Origin of the sequence: Acidocella sp. KAb 2-4 (assembly GCF_020567705.1) — a bacterium.
Lineage (GTDB): Bacteria > Pseudomonadota > Alphaproteobacteria > Acetobacterales > Acetobacteraceae > Acidocella.
The window spans coordinates 128,444-143,450 of sequence record NZ_JAJDJU010000002.1; the positions used below are offsets into that span (position 1 = coordinate 128,444).

General features: G+C 66.8%; 13 protein-coding genes and 3 tRNA genes. 11 read left to right on the plus strand and 5 right to left on the minus strand.

All coding sequences use genetic code 11. From position 1 onward, the window contains the following. Position 1: 1 nt before the first annotated feature. Both cobS and LI953_RS02280 read right to left on the minus strand, forming a co-directional pair. Positions 2-1,012, minus strand: coding sequence for a cobaltochelatase subunit CobS (gene cobS, locus LI953_RS02275; protein ID WP_227074377.1), 1,011 nt, complete (start codon positions 1,010-1,012; stop codon positions 2-4). A 74-nt stretch (positions 1,013-1,086) separates the two neighbouring features. Further along, the gene (locus LI953_RS02280) at positions 1,087-1,647 is read right to left on the minus strand and encodes a DnaJ domain-containing protein (RefSeq protein ID WP_227074378.1); all 561 of its coding nucleotides are present in this window, start codon (positions 1,645-1,647) and stop codon (positions 1,087-1,089) included. Between the two features lie 88 nt (positions 1,648-1,735). Between LI953_RS02280 and LI953_RS02285 the strand changes: the two genes are divergently transcribed. Beyond that, positions 1,736-2,005: a BolA family protein gene (locus tag LI953_RS02285; RefSeq protein WP_227074379.1), complete on the plus strand. Its 270-nt coding sequence runs from the start codon at positions 1,736-1,738 to the stop codon at positions 2,003-2,005. A 7-nt stretch (positions 2,006-2,012) separates the two neighbouring features. On the opposite strand, the gene LI953_RS02290 is transcribed toward LI953_RS02285, so the two are convergent. Next, positions 2,013-3,449, minus strand: coding sequence for a mannose-1-phosphate guanylyltransferase/mannose-6-phosphate isomerase (locus LI953_RS02290; protein ID WP_227074381.1), 1,437 nt, complete (start codon positions 3,447-3,449; stop codon positions 2,013-2,015). 75 nt (positions 3,450-3,524) lie between these two features. Here LI953_RS02290 and LI953_RS02295 point away from each other — a divergent pair, with 75 nt between their 5' ends. After that, positions 3,525-4,361, plus strand: a complete 837-nt coding sequence (locus LI953_RS02295; RefSeq protein WP_227074382.1) for a creatininase family protein — start codon at positions 3,525-3,527, stop codon at positions 4,359-4,361. Positions 4,362-4,368: 7 nt separating this feature from the next. On the opposite strand, the gene LI953_RS02300 is transcribed toward LI953_RS02295, so the two are convergent. Both LI953_RS02300 and LI953_RS02305 read right to left on the minus strand, forming a co-directional pair. After that, positions 4,369-5,064 carry an ATP12 family protein gene (locus tag LI953_RS02300; protein WP_227074384.1) on the minus strand — a complete coding sequence of 232 codons (696 nt, stop codon included), beginning with the start codon at positions 5,062-5,064 and terminating at the stop codon, positions 4,369-4,371. Next, a complete protein-coding gene (locus LI953_RS02305; protein ID WP_227074386.1) occupies positions 5,061-7,463 on the minus strand; it encodes an AsmA family protein in 2,403 nt (800 codons plus the stop codon). Before LI953_RS02305 ends, LI953_RS02300 begins: the two co-directional genes overlap by 4 nt. Positions 7,464-7,561: 98 nt before the next feature. On the opposite strand from LI953_RS02305, the gene LI953_RS02310 reads away from it, so the two are divergent. The 9 genes from LI953_RS02310 (at position 7,562) to LI953_RS02350 (ending at position 14,999) form a co-directional block, all read left to right on the plus strand. Continuing rightward, positions 7,562-7,646 (plus strand) — tRNA-Leu (locus tag LI953_RS02310). A gap of 44 nt (positions 7,647-7,690) precedes the next feature. Then, positions 7,691-9,013 (plus strand): trigger factor, encoded by a 1,323-nt coding sequence (gene tig, locus LI953_RS02315; protein ID WP_227074387.1) that lies wholly within the window; start codon positions 7,691-7,693, stop codon positions 9,011-9,013. A 128-nt stretch (positions 9,014-9,141) separates the two neighbouring features. After that, entirely contained in the window at positions 9,142-9,804 is a 663-nt protein-coding gene (clpP, locus tag LI953_RS02320) for an ATP-dependent Clp endopeptidase proteolytic subunit ClpP (RefSeq protein ID WP_227074388.1), read from the plus strand. Between the two features lie 197 nt (positions 9,805-10,001). Continuing rightward, positions 10,002-11,258: an ATP-dependent Clp protease ATP-binding subunit ClpX gene (clpX, locus tag LI953_RS02325; protein ID WP_227074390.1), complete on the plus strand. Its 1,257-nt coding sequence runs from the start codon at positions 10,002-10,004 to the stop codon at positions 11,256-11,258. A 127-nt stretch (positions 11,259-11,385) separates the two neighbouring features. Then, the gene (gene lon, locus LI953_RS02330) at positions 11,386-13,797 is read left to right on the plus strand and encodes an endopeptidase La (RefSeq protein WP_227074391.1); all 2,412 of its coding nucleotides are present in this window, start codon (positions 11,386-11,388) and stop codon (positions 13,795-13,797) included. Between the two features lie 120 nt (positions 13,798-13,917). Beyond that, entirely contained in the window at positions 13,918-14,190 is a 273-nt protein-coding gene (locus LI953_RS02335; protein ID WP_227074392.1) for an HU family DNA-binding protein, read from the plus strand. 40 nt (positions 14,191-14,230) lie between these two features. Beyond that, positions 14,231-14,302 (plus strand) — tRNA-Val (locus tag LI953_RS02340). 112 nt (positions 14,303-14,414) lie between these two features. Continuing rightward, positions 14,415-14,491 (plus strand) — tRNA-Asp (locus LI953_RS02345). Positions 14,492-14,597: 106 nt separating this feature from the next. Continuing rightward, the gene (locus tag LI953_RS02350) at positions 14,598-14,999 is read left to right on the plus strand and encodes an NADH-quinone oxidoreductase subunit A (protein ID WP_227074394.1); all 402 of its coding nucleotides are present in this window, start codon (positions 14,598-14,600) and stop codon (positions 14,997-14,999) included. The last annotated feature ends 8 nt before the right edge of the window (positions 15,000-15,007 follow it).

Below are 15,007 nucleotides of genomic sequence, written 5' to 3' on the forward strand. Positions count from 1 at the left end.
GTCAGGCCGTCTGGCGCAGGCCGGTCGGGATCTCCTCGTTGAAGCAGCGCTGGTAGTATTCGGCCACCGTCTGGCGCTCGGCTTCGTCGCATTTATTAAGGAAGGTGAGGCGGAAGGCGAAGCCGACATCCCCGAAGATGCGCGTGTTCTCGGCCCAGGTGATGACCGTGCGCGGCGACATCACGGTCGAGATATCGCCCGCGATGAAGCCGGCGCGGGTGAGGTCGGCCAGCGCCACCATGCGCTCGACGCGCTGCTTGGTCGCCGCGTCGGCCGTGGCGATGCCCATCTTCGCCAGCACGATCCCGACTTCCTGCGCATGCGGCAGGTAGTTGAGCGTGGCGACGATGTTCCAGCGGTCCATCTGGCCCTGGTTGATCTGCTGCGTGCCGTGATACAGCCCGGTGGTGTCGCCCAGGCCGACCGTGTTGGCGGTGGCGAACAGGCGGAAGGCCGGATGCGGGCGGATCACGCGGTTCTGGTCGAGCAGGGTGAGCTTGCCCTCCACCTCCAGCACGCGCTGGATCACGAACATCACATCAGGGCGGCCGGCGTCGTATTCGTCGAACACCAGGGCGCAGGGGTGCTGCAGCGCCCAGGGCAGGATGCCTTCGCGGAATTCGGTGACCTGCTTGCCGTCCTTCAGCACGATCGCGTCTTTGCCGATCAGGTCGATGCGGCTGATATGGCTGTCGAGGTTGACGCGGATGCAGGGCCAGTTGAGCCGCGCCGCCACCTGCTCGATATGCGTGGATTTGCCGGTGCCGTGATAACCCTGGATCATCACGCGGCGGTTGAACGCGAAGCCCGCGAGAATGGCCAGCGTGGTCTCGCGGTCGAACTGGTAGGACGGGTCGGGATCGGGCACATGCTCGGTGCGCAGCGAGAAGGCGGGGACTTCCAGATCGGTGTCGATGCCGAACACCTCACGCGCCTTGACGGTGATGTCGGGCAGGTTGATCGCCGAGGTAGGGGGCACCCGGGCTTCGGTCGTCGCGGCGGAGTCGTTCATTATTCTGTCCTTAAGGCTTGCTCGCTGGGTTTGTGCTTTGCCACTTTATGCGCTGACGCTCAATCCGGGCGCCTTCAGGCCAGCTTGGCGCGCAGCGTGGCATAGGCGAGGTTGATGCGTTTCAGCCGTTCCTCGGCCCCCTTGTCGCCTTGGTTGGCATCCGGGTGGTGCTGCTTGGCCAGGGTTTTGTAGGTGGTTTTCACCACCGCCAGCGTCACCGGCCAGGTGAGGCCGAAAATCTCCAACGCTTCGCGCAACTCTGGCGGCAGGCCCGGGCGCGGCGCGGCGCGCGGGCGCTCGGCCCCGAAGGCGAAATTGCGCAGCTCGGCTTCCAGCGCCTCCTGCTGGCGGCTGGCGGCGCCGTTTTGGCCGAGCGGCCAGCTCGGGCGCTGCCAGGAGGAATCGGCGCGCAGCTCGGCCTCGATCTCGGCGCTGGACATGCCCTTGTAGTAATCCCAGCTGGCGTTGTAGGCGCGCACATGCTCCAGGCAGAACCAGCGGTATTCGCGCAAATTGTCGCGGGATTTGGGGGCGCGGAAATCGCCAGTCTGCGCGCAGCCGGGACTCTCGCAGCCCTGGCCGGGGGCGGCCGGATCAGGCGCGTAGGCGCGCGGCTTGCGGTGGGTCGAGATCATGGCCTTTAATGTGCCCCCTCGCGCGCGATTGGCAATAACCGATGCGGCCTGCGCGGCGCAGAGCAGAGATGAACAAAGGAGAGCGGCGGTGAGCACCAGAGCGGAGCGGATCGAGCAGGCGTTGCGGGCGGCGTTCGCGCCCACGGTGTTGCAGGTGGCGGATGAGAGTCACCGCCATGCCCGGCATGCGGACCGCATGGATCTGCCCGCCGGAGAGACCCATTACGCGGTGACGATGGTGGCGGAGTCGCTGCGCCCGCTCTCGCGCGTGGAGCGTTCGCGCGCCGTGCACGAGGCGTTGGCGGCGGAGTTCAAGACCGGGCTGCACGCGCTCTCGCTCAGCCTGAGCGTGCCCTGAGCCGGGATTACTGGCGGCCGTACGTATCCTCGAAGCGGACGATGTCGTCCTCGCCCAGATAGGCGCCGGACTGCACCTCGATCACCGTGAGCGGGATTTTGCCGGGGTTCTCCAGCCGGTGCAGGCTGCCGAGCGGCAGGTAGACGCTCTCGTTCTCGCGCAGCAGCTGGATCTCGTCGTCGCGGGTGACGGAGGCCACGCCCTGCACCACCACCCAATGCTCGGCGCGGTGGTAATGTTTTTGCAAGGAGAGCTTCTGCCCTGGCCAGACGACGATGCGCTTCACCTGGAAGCGGTCGCCCTGGATCAGGCTCTCATAGAAGCCCCAGGGGCGGTAGGTGCGGTTATGGCTGTCGGCCTCGGAGCGCTTGGCGGCCTTCAGCCGGTCGACGATGAGCTTCACGTTCTGCGCCTGGTCGCGGCTGGCCACGAGCACGGCGTCCTGGGTGTTGACGACGACGAGGTCGCGCACGCCGAGCAGCGCGGTGAGCCCGGCTTCGCTGCGCACATAGCTGCTTTCGACGCCTTCCAGCACCACATCGCCCAGCGCCACGTTGCCGGCTTCGTCCTTGGCCGAGATGTCGAACAGCGCGGCCCAGGAGCCGACATCCGACCAGCCGATGGCGGCGGGCACGACCACGGCCCGGGCGGTCTTTTCGGCCACCGCGTAGTCGATGGAGATATCGGGCGCCTCGCCGAATTCAGCGGTGCCGAGGCGGATGAAGTCGAGATCCGCGTTGCGCGCGGCGAGGGCGGCGCGGGCGGCGGCGAGCACCTCGGGGGAGAGTTGCTCCAGTTCGGCCAGCATGGTGTCGGCGCGGAACAGGAACATGCCGGAATTCCACAAATGCCCGCCGCTGGCGAGCAGCGCCGTGGCGCGGGCGAGATCAGGCTTCTCGACGAAGCGCGCCACCTGGAACACCCCGTCCAGGCCCGGCAGCGCCGCGCCGCGGGCGATGTAGCCGTAGCCGGTTTCCGGCGCCGTGGGCTCCATGCCGAAGGTGACGATATGCCCGGCCTGCGCCGCGGGCAGGGCGGTGCGCAGGGCGGCGCGCAGGGCCTCGCGGTCGTTGATCGCGGCATCCGCGGCCATGATCCAGAGCACCGAGTCGGGCGCGGCCTCGGCCGCCAGCAGCGCCGCCACGGCGATGGCCGGAGCGCTGTTGCGGCCGACCGGCTCCAGCACGATGCGCGCGCCACCGATCCCGGCCTCGCGCAGTTGCTCGGCGACGACGAAGCGGTGATCCTGGTTGGCGACCACGATGGGCGGGGTGAACTCGGGCGAGGCGGCGCGCAGCGCGGTCTCCGCCAGCATCGAATGCGCGGCGATCAGCGGCCAGAACTGCTTGGGGAAGCTCTTGCGCGACACCGGCCAGAGCCGCGTGCCCGAACCGCCGGAGAGGATGACGGGAATGATCTGGTTTGCCGGGGCTGCGCTGGTCATGATCCTGTCCGCTTGTTTCGCGCGCAGTTAATCTTGGGGCTTTGCCGATGTCCAGCGTGCGGGCAATATCAGCGCATGACCGACGCCACCCCCAATTTCGTCCGCTTAGGCGACCTCACCGCCCCCGCCTTCGCCGAGGCGCTGAAGCGCAACCCGGTGATCCTGCTGCCGCTGGGTAGCCAGGAGGACCATGGCCCGCACCAGCCGATGGGTGATTACCTGCTGGCCGAGACGATCGCCGAGCGCATCGCCCGGCGCGCGCATGCGCTGGGTGCGCCCGCCTATGTGGCGCCGGGGTTGCCCTTTGGCGTGGCGGATTATTTCGGCTCCAGCCCCGGCGGGCTGGCGCTCTCGGCCGAGAGCTTCCGGCATGTGCTGGATGACCTGCTGCACGGGCTGCTGCGGCACGGGCTGACGCGCATCGTCATCCTCAACGCCCATGGCGGCAATGTGCCGGTGATCCACCAGGCGACGCTGGCGCTGCGGCGCGCGCGGCGGGTGGTGGTGCCGTCGTTTTATCTGTGGAAGGTCGCGCGCCAGCTTATGGAGCGGCGCCTCGGCGGGGCCGGGCAGGCGCGGTTCGGGCATGGGGCGGAGCCGCTGCTCTCGCTCAACCTGGCGCTGCGCGGTGATTGCGTTTCCGCCCAGGGCGAACCCGCGCGCGCGCCGGGCAAGGCGTTCGGCCTGCCGGTGAGCGGCTTTGGCACAATCGAGTTCCAGGGGGTGCAGGTGGAGGTGCCGGTGGAGTTCGAGGCGGTGCCGCGCGCGGCCATCGCCGCCGCCTGGCCCGAGGGCAGCGCGGAGCTGGGGGCCGAGGTGGCCGAGGCGCTGGTGCAGGCCGGGGCGGCGTTCGCCAGGCTGGTGTATGAGCGCGCGATCGGCGATTACGCGGCGCCCCCCGGGGCGGATTAAGCCGCGCTCAGCCCTGGCATAATTCGAGAAAGCGGCGGCTGGCGGTGACCTCGGCCAGCACATGCCGCCGCCGCGTCAGCGCCTCACGGTCCTGGCCCCAGCGCGTTTCCTGCCAGAGTTCGTCGGTGGAGGCGGCGGCGCAGGCGGCTTCGGCGTCCAGCGCGCCTTCGGCCAGGGCCAGCCCTAGTACCAAGCTGCCCAGCGCGGGCACGATCACCCCCAGCGCGGCGATGCCGTAATCGGTGTAGGCCTCCAGCGCGGCGGTGAAGCGCGCGGCGGTGTCGGGGTGCTGGTCGATGGGCAGCACCCCGGTGGTGGTCAGCAGGTCCACGGCGAAGCGCTCGCGCGCCCAGTGCAGCCACGGGTCCCATAGCCGGCGCTGCTCGGCCACCAGGGGGTCGGGGGTGCCGGCGCGGTAGCAGAGCAGGTCATTCATACCATAGGCGGCGAGCTGGCGGATGATGTCCGCGCGGTGCAGGGCCACGCGCTCTTGCGCCGTGCTGGCGAGCTGGGTGAGCGGCAGGTCATCGGGCTTGAACTCCGCCGGGGCGTCCTGCCACTCCGCCGCGATGGCCGCGGCCAGCGCGCCATAGGGCACACGCAGCGCCGGGCTGCCGGGGAGTTTCAGGGGCTTGTTGTCGAGCCGGAGGACGAAATGCCCGTCCTCGGGGAGCGCGGCGGCGGTGGTCCAGAAGCGTTTCATTGGCCAAGCAGGGAGTTGAGGTTTTTGGGAGCGCCGGGCGCGGGTGCGCTGACGGCGGGGGCGATGAGGCTGGCCGGGGTCAGCGGCGCCGGGCCAGGCTGGCCGAAGCGGGCGAGGGCGAGCGCGGCGGGGCAGAGATCGGCGGCAGGCGGCGCGGCCGCGGCGGCGCTGGCCAGGGCGGGTTGGGTGAAGCTGCCGCTGACGGTAACGCCGGACGGGGTGGCGCTCTGGCCGCGCGGCTCAGGTTGCAGAGTGAGGGCGAGCGTGCCCTTGCCGAGATCGGCGGTGCCGGCGCCGCGCAGGGTGAGGCGGGCGGTGTCCAGCGCCAGGGCGCTGAGCGTGGCGGTGCCGTTGGTTGCGTCCACCCGCAGGGCGGCGCAGCGCAGCGGCACCGGGCCGGCGGCGGTGAGGCGGGGGTCGGTCAGCCCGGCGGTACGCAGCACGCCGCCGAGCAGGCGGCGCAGCGCCGTGCCGTCGATGGTGCCGTTGACCGCCGCCACGCCCAGGCTGCCGTTCAGCCCGGCGGCGATGGCGGGCAGGGTGTCGCCGGTGCTGGCGGCCTTGAGGCTGAGCCGCGCCGTGCCCTCGGCGCCGTCCGGCAGACCGACGGCGCGCAGCAGCGGCGAGAGCGCCAGGGCCGGCGCGGTGAGGCGCAGGGTTTCGGCGGCGGGGTCGGTCGCGGCGTCGAGGCTCGCGCTGGCGGTGACAGCGCCGCCCGGCAACTGGCCGGTGAGAGAGGCGATGGTGAGCACGCCGCCGCTGAGCGTGGCCTCGGTTTGCAGGGCGCTGAAATCGAAGCCGCGCCAGACCAGCGAATCGGCGGCGAGCTGGATGTCGGCGTCGCCCAGATGCAGCGCCGCGAGGCCGGGCAGGGGTGGCGCGGGCGCGGGCATGGCGGCCGCCAGCGCGTCGAGGTCCAGGCTGCTGAATTTCAGCGCGGCGTCCAGCTTCGGTTGGGCGCCTAAGGTGAGGCTGGCATCGCCGCCGAATTGCGCGTGGTCCATGCTCACGGTCAGGCTGTCGGCGCCGATGGCGTTGCGCAGCCCCTGGCCGCCAGGGTCGGTGAGCGTGGTTTGCAGGGTGATGTTCTTCCAGCCCGGCAATGGCGCGCCGATGGCGGCGGCGAGGGCGGAGAGATCGGGGATGTTGGCGGTCAGCCCCAGCGCCGCGCCGGAGAGCGTGGCCGGGGTGGCGATGGCGCCTTTCAGCGTGGCCTGCGCGTTGCCCAAGGTGACGGCGAGCGCCACCGGCAGGCTGGGCGGCGGCGGCTGGCCGGGTGCGGACGGGGGCGCGAACAAAGCCGCCAGCGGGCCGAGCTGGCCCTGGGCGCTGAACGCCGCCGCGCCGAGCTGGCCGCTGGCTTGCAGCGTGAGCGGCTGGCTGAGTGAGGGCATCAGCAGCGCCAGGGCCTGCAGCCGCAGCCCCGGGCGCAGGCTGGAGAGGTCGGACGGCCCGGCGGTGAGGGAAAGATTGCGGATAGCCGGGATGGCGGCGCCGGTATCGGCGACATGGGCGGCAAGATGCAGGTCGCGCAGCGCCGGGGCGCTGCCGGGGGCGAGCGCGTCCAGCGCCGGGATGTCGATATGCAGGGCTAGATCGTAGCCGGTGCCGAGGCGCGGATGCGCGACCGCGCCGTTGAGCCGGGCCGTGGCGCCGGCGCCGCTGAGGTTGATCTCCACCGGCCAGGGCGCGGGCGCGGTTTCGGAGAGCCAGGAGATGGGGCCAACCACGCCGCTGAGCCGGATTTGCCGCGTGCCGATCTGCGCGCCGCCGGCGAGATGCAGCGGGGCGGAGAGCGAGGCGGCGGTGCCGGAGAGATCAGGCAGGGCGAAGCCATAAACACGGCCGCTGGCCGGGATCAGGGTGACATGGCCATCGCGGATCTGCACCTGCTCCAGCGCCAGCCGGTAGCCGTGGAAATGATGCGCCCGCCCGGCATGGCCATGGGCGGCGGAGAAATCCCAATTGCTGGCGCCCGAGGGCAGGCGTTGCAGCGTGATTTGCGGATGCACAAGCACTAGGCGCAGCACATCCAGCCTTCCGGCCAGCAGCGGTAGCAGGGCGATCTGCGCCTCGGCCTGGCCGATCTCGACGAACTCGCCGGTGAAGTCGCCGGGCGGGTTGCCGAGCACGACATCGCTGACCGTGAGCGTGGGGTTGAGCGAGAGGCGCAGCCGCACCTTGCCGCCCATGGTGAGCGGGCGCCCGGTGGCGCGCTGCACCGCGGCTTCCAGCGCCGGGGCATAGGCGTTGGGGTTGAAGCTGGCCAGCGCCGCCAGCCCCGCCGCCACCCCCAGCACCAGCGCCGCGGCGAGGCCGAGCCAAACCCCCCACCAGCGCGGTTTGCGCGCCGGGCGGCTTGGCTGGGGGGCGGTCTTGTCGTCACCTGCGCTGCTCATCGGGGTGCCACTTAGTCGCTTTTTTCGGCAGATACGAGTGCCCGCCTTGTGAAGCGCCGCAACTCGCGCTATGCGGCGCGGCTTGGAATGAGGCTCAAGCGGGCGTGGTGAAACTGGTAGACACGCCAGATTTAGGTTCTGGTGGCGAAAGTCATGGGGGTTCAAGTCCCTCCGCCCGCACCAGTTAGAGTTGCTTTGTTGTTGTTTTATTGAGGATTTTGTCGTTCATGCAGGTTACCGAGACGCTCTCTGAGGGCTTGAAGCGCGGCTTTACGGTCGTGGTTCCCGAACCCGAACTTGCCGCCAAGCGTGAGACGCGTTTGGCGGAACTCAGCAAGACCATGCAGATGCCGGGCTTCCGTCCGGGCAAGGTGCCGCTCTCGATGGTGCGCAAGCGCTACGGCGATGCCGTGGCTGCGGAAATCCTGGAGCAGACCGTGAACGACGCCTCCGGTAAGCTGATGGAAGAGCGCGGCCTGCGCCCGGCGATGCAGCCGAAGCTGGAGATCACCAAGCCGGGCAAGGATTCCGACCTGGAATTCACCCTGGAGATGGAAGTGCTGCCCGAGGTGGCGGTCCCCGATTTGTCCGACGTGACGCTCGACAAGCCGGTGGCTGCCGTCGCCGACGAGAAGATCGACGAGACGCTGAGCCGCCTGGCCGAGCAGCGCCAGAGCTTCAAGGACGTCGAGGAGACCCGCCCGGCCGCCCAGGGCGAGCGTCTGACCGTGGATTTCATCGGCCGCATCGATGGCGATGCCTTCGAGGGCGGCACCGCCAATGATGTCGGCGTGACCGTGGCCGGCACCGGCTTCATCCCCGGCTTCTCCGAGCAGATGGAGGGCATGTCCGCCGGCGAGACCAAGACCATCACCGTGACCTTCCCCGAGGATTACGGCGCCAAGGATCTGGCCGGGAAGACCGCCGAGTTCGAGGTGACCGCGAAGTCTCTGGCCGTCGCCGAGGTTCCGGCGATCGACGACGAGCTGGCGAAGGCGATGGGCATGGAGTCGCTGGCGGATCTGCGCGCCAAGGTGGCCGAGCAGATTGGCCGCGATTACGAGCAGATGGGCCGCCTGAAGCTGAAGCGCGCGCTGCTCGACGTGCTCGCCGAAAAGGCGGATTTCACCGCGCCGGAATCGCTGGTCGAGGCCGAGTTCGCTGAGATCTGGCGCCAGGTTGAGGCGGAGAGGGCGGCTGGCAATGCCGACCCCGAGGACGCCGCCAAGGACGAGGAGACGCTGAAGGCCGAATACCGCGCCATCGCCGACCGGCGCGTGCGCCTGGGCCTGCTGGTGGCCGAGATCGGCCGCGCCAACAACGTCACCGTCGCCGACCAGGAGCTGCAGCGCGCCATGTTCAACGAGGCGATGCGCTATGGCCCGCAGGCGATGCAGGTGGTGGAGTTCTTCCGCAAGAACCCGCAGCAGATGGAGCGCTTCCGCGGCCCGATCTTCGAGGACAAGGTGGTGGACCTGCTGCTCGGCCAGGTGAAGCAGAACGAGGTCTCCGTGACCCCGGACGAGCTCGCCGCCGACCCGGAGGAATAAGCGGGCACTAGACGTGCGCGCGCGATCCACTAACTTGCGTGTATGACGCCCGCTCCGCCCGCATCGTGGCCACCATGGCGCGATGCGATGCCGGGGCGGGCGGTTTTTTTGAGACAAGGAATGAAGCGATGCGGGATCGGGATCCAGTCGAGATTTACAACAACACCCTGGTGCCGATGGTGGTGGAGCAGACGGCGCGCGGCGAGCGCTCGTATGACATTTATTCGCGCCTGCTGAAGGAGCGGATCATCTTCCTCACCGGCCAGGTGGAGGATTATGGCAGCTCGCTGATCTGCGCCCAGCTGCTGTTCCTGGAAAGCGAGAACCCGAACAAGGAAATCTCGTTCTACATCAACAGTCCTGGCGGCGTCGTTTCGTCCGGCCTCGCGATTTACGACACCATGCAATATATCCGCTCGCCGGTGAGCACGGTCTGCCTCGGGCAGGCGGCCTCGATGGGCAGCCTGTTGCTCTGCGCCGGCGAGAAGGGCAAGCGCTTCGCTCTGCCGAATGCGCGGGTGATGGTGCACCAGCCCTCCGGCGGCGCGCGCGGCCAGGCCACGGATATCGAGATCCAGGCCCGCGAGATCTTGAATCTGCGTAAGCGGCTCAACCAGATCTATGTCGAGCATACCGGCCAGCCGCTGGACGCCATCGAGTCGAAGCTGGAGCGCGACACCTATATGTCCGCCCAGGAGGCCAAGGAGTTCGGGCTGATTGACGAGGTGGTGAAGAAGCAGCCGCGGCCTGACGAGGCGGCGCCGTCGCCGGAGCCGCTCAGCTCGATCTGATCCGCGCCCTTTGGCGTGGCAAAGGCGGGTCCGGGGGCGGCTCCGGACCCGTTTTTTACGGCGCGGGGCCGCGCCACCGCCAGGGTTTTGTGTTCAATCGTTTGAAATAACTCTGGTTTTCATCTCCCCCGGATGCCCGCTTGTGCGGAAAAGCCCGGGGGGCTAGTCTTTTGATTCTATCGCGCTGTGGAGTGGTTATGAGCAGCAAGTCGGCCGACACCAAGAATACGCTATATTGTTCGTTCTGCGGCAAGTCGCAGCACGAGGTGCGCAAGCTGATTGCCGGGCCGACCGTGTTCATCTGCGACGAATGCGTGGAGCTCTGCATGGATATCATCCGTGAGGAGCATAAGACGCATCTCGTGAAGTCGCGCGATGGCGTGCCGACGCCGCGCGAGATCTGCAAGGTGCTCGACGATTACGTGATCGGCCAGGCGCACGCCAAGAAGGTGCTGAGTGTCGCGGTGCATAACCACTATAAGCGCCTCTCGCACGCGACCAAGAACAACGACATCGAGATCGCGAAGTCCAACATCATGCTGATCGGGCCGACCGGCTCGGGCAAGACGCTGCTGGCGCAGACGCTGGCGCGCATCCTCGATGTGCCGTTCACCATGGCCGACGCCACCACGCTCACCGAGGCGGGCTATGTGGGCGAGGATGTGGAGAACATCATCCTGAAGCTGCTGCAGGCCGCCGATTACAACGTGGAGCGGGCGCAGCGCGGCATCGTCTATATCGACGAGGTCGATAAGATCAGCCGTAAATCTGACAACCCCTCGATCACGCGCGACGTGTCGGGCGAAGGTGTGCAGCAGGCGCTGCTGAAGATCATGGAGGGCACCGTGGCCTCCGTGCCGCCGCAGGGCGGGCGCAAGCATCCCCAGCAGGAATTCCTGCAGGTGGACACCACCAATATCCTGTTCATCTGCGGCGGCGCCTTCGCCGGGCTGGAGAAGATCATCGCCCAGCGCGGCAAGGGCCAGGGCATTGGCTTCGGCGCCGAGGTGCGCAGCCAGGATGAGCGGCGCACCGGGCAGATCCTGCGCGATCTGGAGCCGGAGGATTTGCTGCGCTTCGGGCTGATCCCCGAATTCATCGGCCGCCTGCCGGTGGTGGCGACGCTGGATGACCTCGACGAGGCGGCGCTGATCGAGATTCTGACCAGGCCGAAGAATGCCCTGGTCAAGCAATATGGCCGGCTGTTCGAGATGGAAGGGGTGAAGCTCACCTTCACCGACGAGGCGCTGAAAGTGGTGGCCGACCGTGCCATCAAGCGCAAGACCGGCGCGCGTGGCCTGCGCTCGATCATGGAGTCGATCCTGCTGACGACGATGTTCGACCTGCCCGGGCTGGACGGCGTGGCGGAGGTGGTGATCAGCGGCGAGGTGGCCGAAGGCCGCGCCGAGCCGCTCTACATGTATAGCGAAAAGCGCGCCGAAACGGCCTCCTGACCAGGGTTTTGACGACGCGGCCCTTGCGGGCCGCCCCTGGATTGCCGATATTCGGCCCTGTGGCCGCGTGCGGCACGCATGGGCTGCGCCTAGGCAGGGCAGGCCATGAGACCTAGGGGATTTCGTGATGTCTGATGTAGTTAAATCTGGTTTGCCGATGGAAACGCTGGCGGTGCTGCCGCTGCGTGACATCGTGGTCTTCCCGCACATGATCGTGCCGCTATTCGTCGGGCGAGAGAAATCTGTGCGCGCGCTGGAAAGCGTGATGAAGGAGGATAAGCAGATCCTGCTGGTGGCGCAGAAAAACGCCGCGCAGGACGATCCTTCGGCGGATGACATCTACAGCGTGGGGACCGTCTCCACCATTCTGCAATTGCTGAAGCTGCCCGATGGCACGGTGAAGGTGCTGGTCGAGGGGGTGCGCCGCGCGCGCATCACCGGCTTCAAGGAGACCGAGGATTATTTCGAGGTCACCGCCGCGCCGGTGGATGAGTTGGCGGATGAGGGCAAGGAGGTGGAGGCGCTGAGCCGCACCGTGGTCGCCCAGTTCGAGCAATATATTAAGCTGAACAAGAAGATCGCGCCGGAGGTGCTGGTTTCGGTCAACCAGATCGAGTCGCCTTCGAAGCTCGCGGATACGGTGGCCAGCCATCTCGGCCTGAAGATCGCCGAGCGGCAGGAACTGCTGGAGATGAACAGCACCGCCGAGCGGCTGGAGCGGGTGTTCAATCATATGGAAGCCGAAATCGGCGTGTTGCAGGTCGAGAAGAAGATCCGCAACCGCGTGAAGCGGCAGATGGAGAAGACCCAGCGCGAATATTACCTGAACGAGCAGCTCAAGGCGATTCAGAAGGAGTTGGGCGAGGGTGAGGAAGGCCGCGACGAGGCCGCCGAGCTGGAGGCCAAGATCAAGGCCACCAAGCTCTCCAAGGAGGCCCGTGACAAGGCGATGGCGGAGCTGAAGAAGCTGCGCTCAATGAGCCCGATGAGCGCCGAGGCGACGGTGGTGCGCAACTATCTGGAGTGGGTTGTCGGCATCCCCTGGAAGAAGCGCAGCAAGGTGAAGAACGATGTGGTCGAGGCCGAGAAGATTCTCGACACCGACCATTTCGGCCTGGAGAAGATCAAGGAGCGCATCGTCGAATATCTGGCGGTGCAGGCGCGGAGCCCGAAGGTGAAGGGGCCGATCCTGTGCCTCGTCGGCCCGCCCGGCGTGGGCAAGACCTCGCTCGGCAAGTCGATCGCCAAGGCCACGGGGCGCAATTTCGTGCGCATCTCGCTAGGCGGCGTGCGTGACGAGGCGGAAATCCGCGGCCACCGGCGCACCTATATCGGCTCCATGCCCGGCAAGATCATCCAGGGCATGAAGAAGGCGAAAACCTCCAACCCGCTCTTCCTGCTCGACGAGATCGACAAGCTCGGCGCGGATTGGCGCGGCGATCCGGCTTCGGCCCTGCTTGAGGTTTTGGACCCGGAACAAAACTCCACCTTCGCCGATCATTATCTTGAGGTGGACTACGATCTTTCCGATGTGATGTTCGTGACGACGGCGAACTCACTGCGCATGCCGCAGCCTTTGCTCGACCGCATGGAGATCATCCGCATCCCCGGCTACACCGAGGATGAGAAGGTGGAGATCGCCAAGCGCCATCTGCTGCCCAAGCAGACCGAGGCGCATGGGTTGAAGGCGGGCGAATGGTCCGTCTCCGATGACGCGCTGCGCGAGCTGGTGCGCACCTATACCCGTGAGGCGGGCGTGCGAAACCTGGAGCGCGAGATCGCGACTCTGGCGCGCAAGGCGGTGAAGGAGATTGTTACCGGCAAGGCGAAGAAGGTGGCGATCACCAAGCGCAATTTGGAGAAATTCTCCGGCGTGCCGAAATTCCGTTTTGGCGAGGCCGAGTTGGAAGACATGGTGGGCTGCGTCACCGGCCTGGCTTGGACCGAGGTGGGCGGCGACATCCTGACCATCGAGAGCGTGCTGCTGCCCGGCAAGGGCGCGATCAAGCAGACCGGCAAACTCGGTGACGTGATGCAGGAGAGCGTGCAGGCGGCCTATTCCTATGTGCGCTCGCGCTCGGTGCAGTTCGGCATCAAGCCGCCTTTTTTCGACAAGCACGACATCCATGTGCACGTGCCCGAAGGCGCGACTCCGAAGGATGGGCCGTCGGCGGGCATCGCCATGGCCACGGCCATCGTCTCCGCCATCACCGGCATTCCGGTCCGCAAGGAGATCGCCATGACCGGCGAGATCACGCTGCGCGGCCGCGTGCTGCCGATTGGCGGGCTCAAGGAGAAGCTGCTCGCGGCGCTGCGCGCGGGGCTGACAACCGTGTTCATCCCCAAGGATAATGAGAAGGATCTCGTTGAGATTCCTGACAATGTCACCAAGGGATTGAAGATCGTCCCGGTCTCGCATGTCGACGAGGTGATCGCGCTGGCGCTGGTGCGCAAGCCTGAGCCGATCGAGTGGGAGGAACCCACGGCGGAGATCAAACCGGCGGCGGAGGGGACGGTGGCATCAGCGTTGCCGCATTAACAAAGCGGCAGCGTTTGACGCGAAACTCCGAACATGGCTATCAACGCGCGCCAAATCCTAGTTGGCGCGCCCGCCATCTTGCGGACATATAGTTTGATTCTCACAGCAGGGAGCTAGCCCGTGAACAAAAATGACCTGATTGCCGCCGTGGCGGAAGACACCGACCTGTCCAAGGCCAAGGCCGCGGACGTTGTCGACGCCGTGTTCGGGGCGATCGAGAAGGCCCTGAAGCAGAAGGACGAGGTCCGCCTGGTCGGGTTCGGCACCTTCGCCACCTCGCAGCGTGAAGCCTCCAAGGGCCGCAACCCGCGCACCGGCGAAGAAATCGACATCCCGGCCTCCACCTCGGTCCGCTTCAAGCCCGGCAAGACGCTGAAGGACGCCGTCAACTAATTCGGCGTGGGGCGTGGACGGAAAATTCCGTCCACATTTCGGGCGGTTAGCTCAGCGGTAGAGCGTCTCGTTTACACCGAGAGGGCCGGCGGTTCGAACCCGTCACCGCCCATTCCCAGCCCCGAAAATTTCGTAGTGCAGAGTATACGTAAATCTCTCTTTATTGCCTGTAATGCGCTTGACGCTGAACGTTTAGACGATTACACGGCCCCACATACTGATTTGCGGGTGTAGCTCAGTCGGTTAGAGCGCCGGCCTGTCACGCCGGAGGTCGCGGGTTCGAGCCCCGTCACTCGCGCCAGTATTCATCCATAAAGTCCCAGCCGGGGCACCTGCTCCATCGTGACATAGTCTTGACCACGGCGTGTTGCGGTGCGACACGGCGGATGACCTACTTTGGTCCGGGTATGTCCCCGGCCCGGCACGAGCAAGGAGATGAGCAGGTGCAGCCAGCCCTTTCGCAATATTTCCCCATCCTTGTTTTCGTCGCCATAGCCGCCTTCATGGGCCTGGCCTTCGTTTTCGGATCAAAACTGGCGGCGCGGCAGAAGCCCTACGCCGAGAAGCTCTCCGCCTATGAGTGCGGGTTCGACGCCTTTGGCGATGCCCGCCGGCGGTTCGACGTACGCTTCTATCTGGTCGCGATCCTGTTCATCATTTTCGACGTTGAGGTTGCCTTTTTGTTCCCGTGGGCCGTGAGCCTCGCGCATATCGGCCTTGTCGGGTTTTTCTCTATGCTCGGCTTTCTTGGAGTCTTAACCGTGGGCTTCATATACGAGTGGAACAAAGGCGCGTTGGATTGGGAGTAACCGCATGA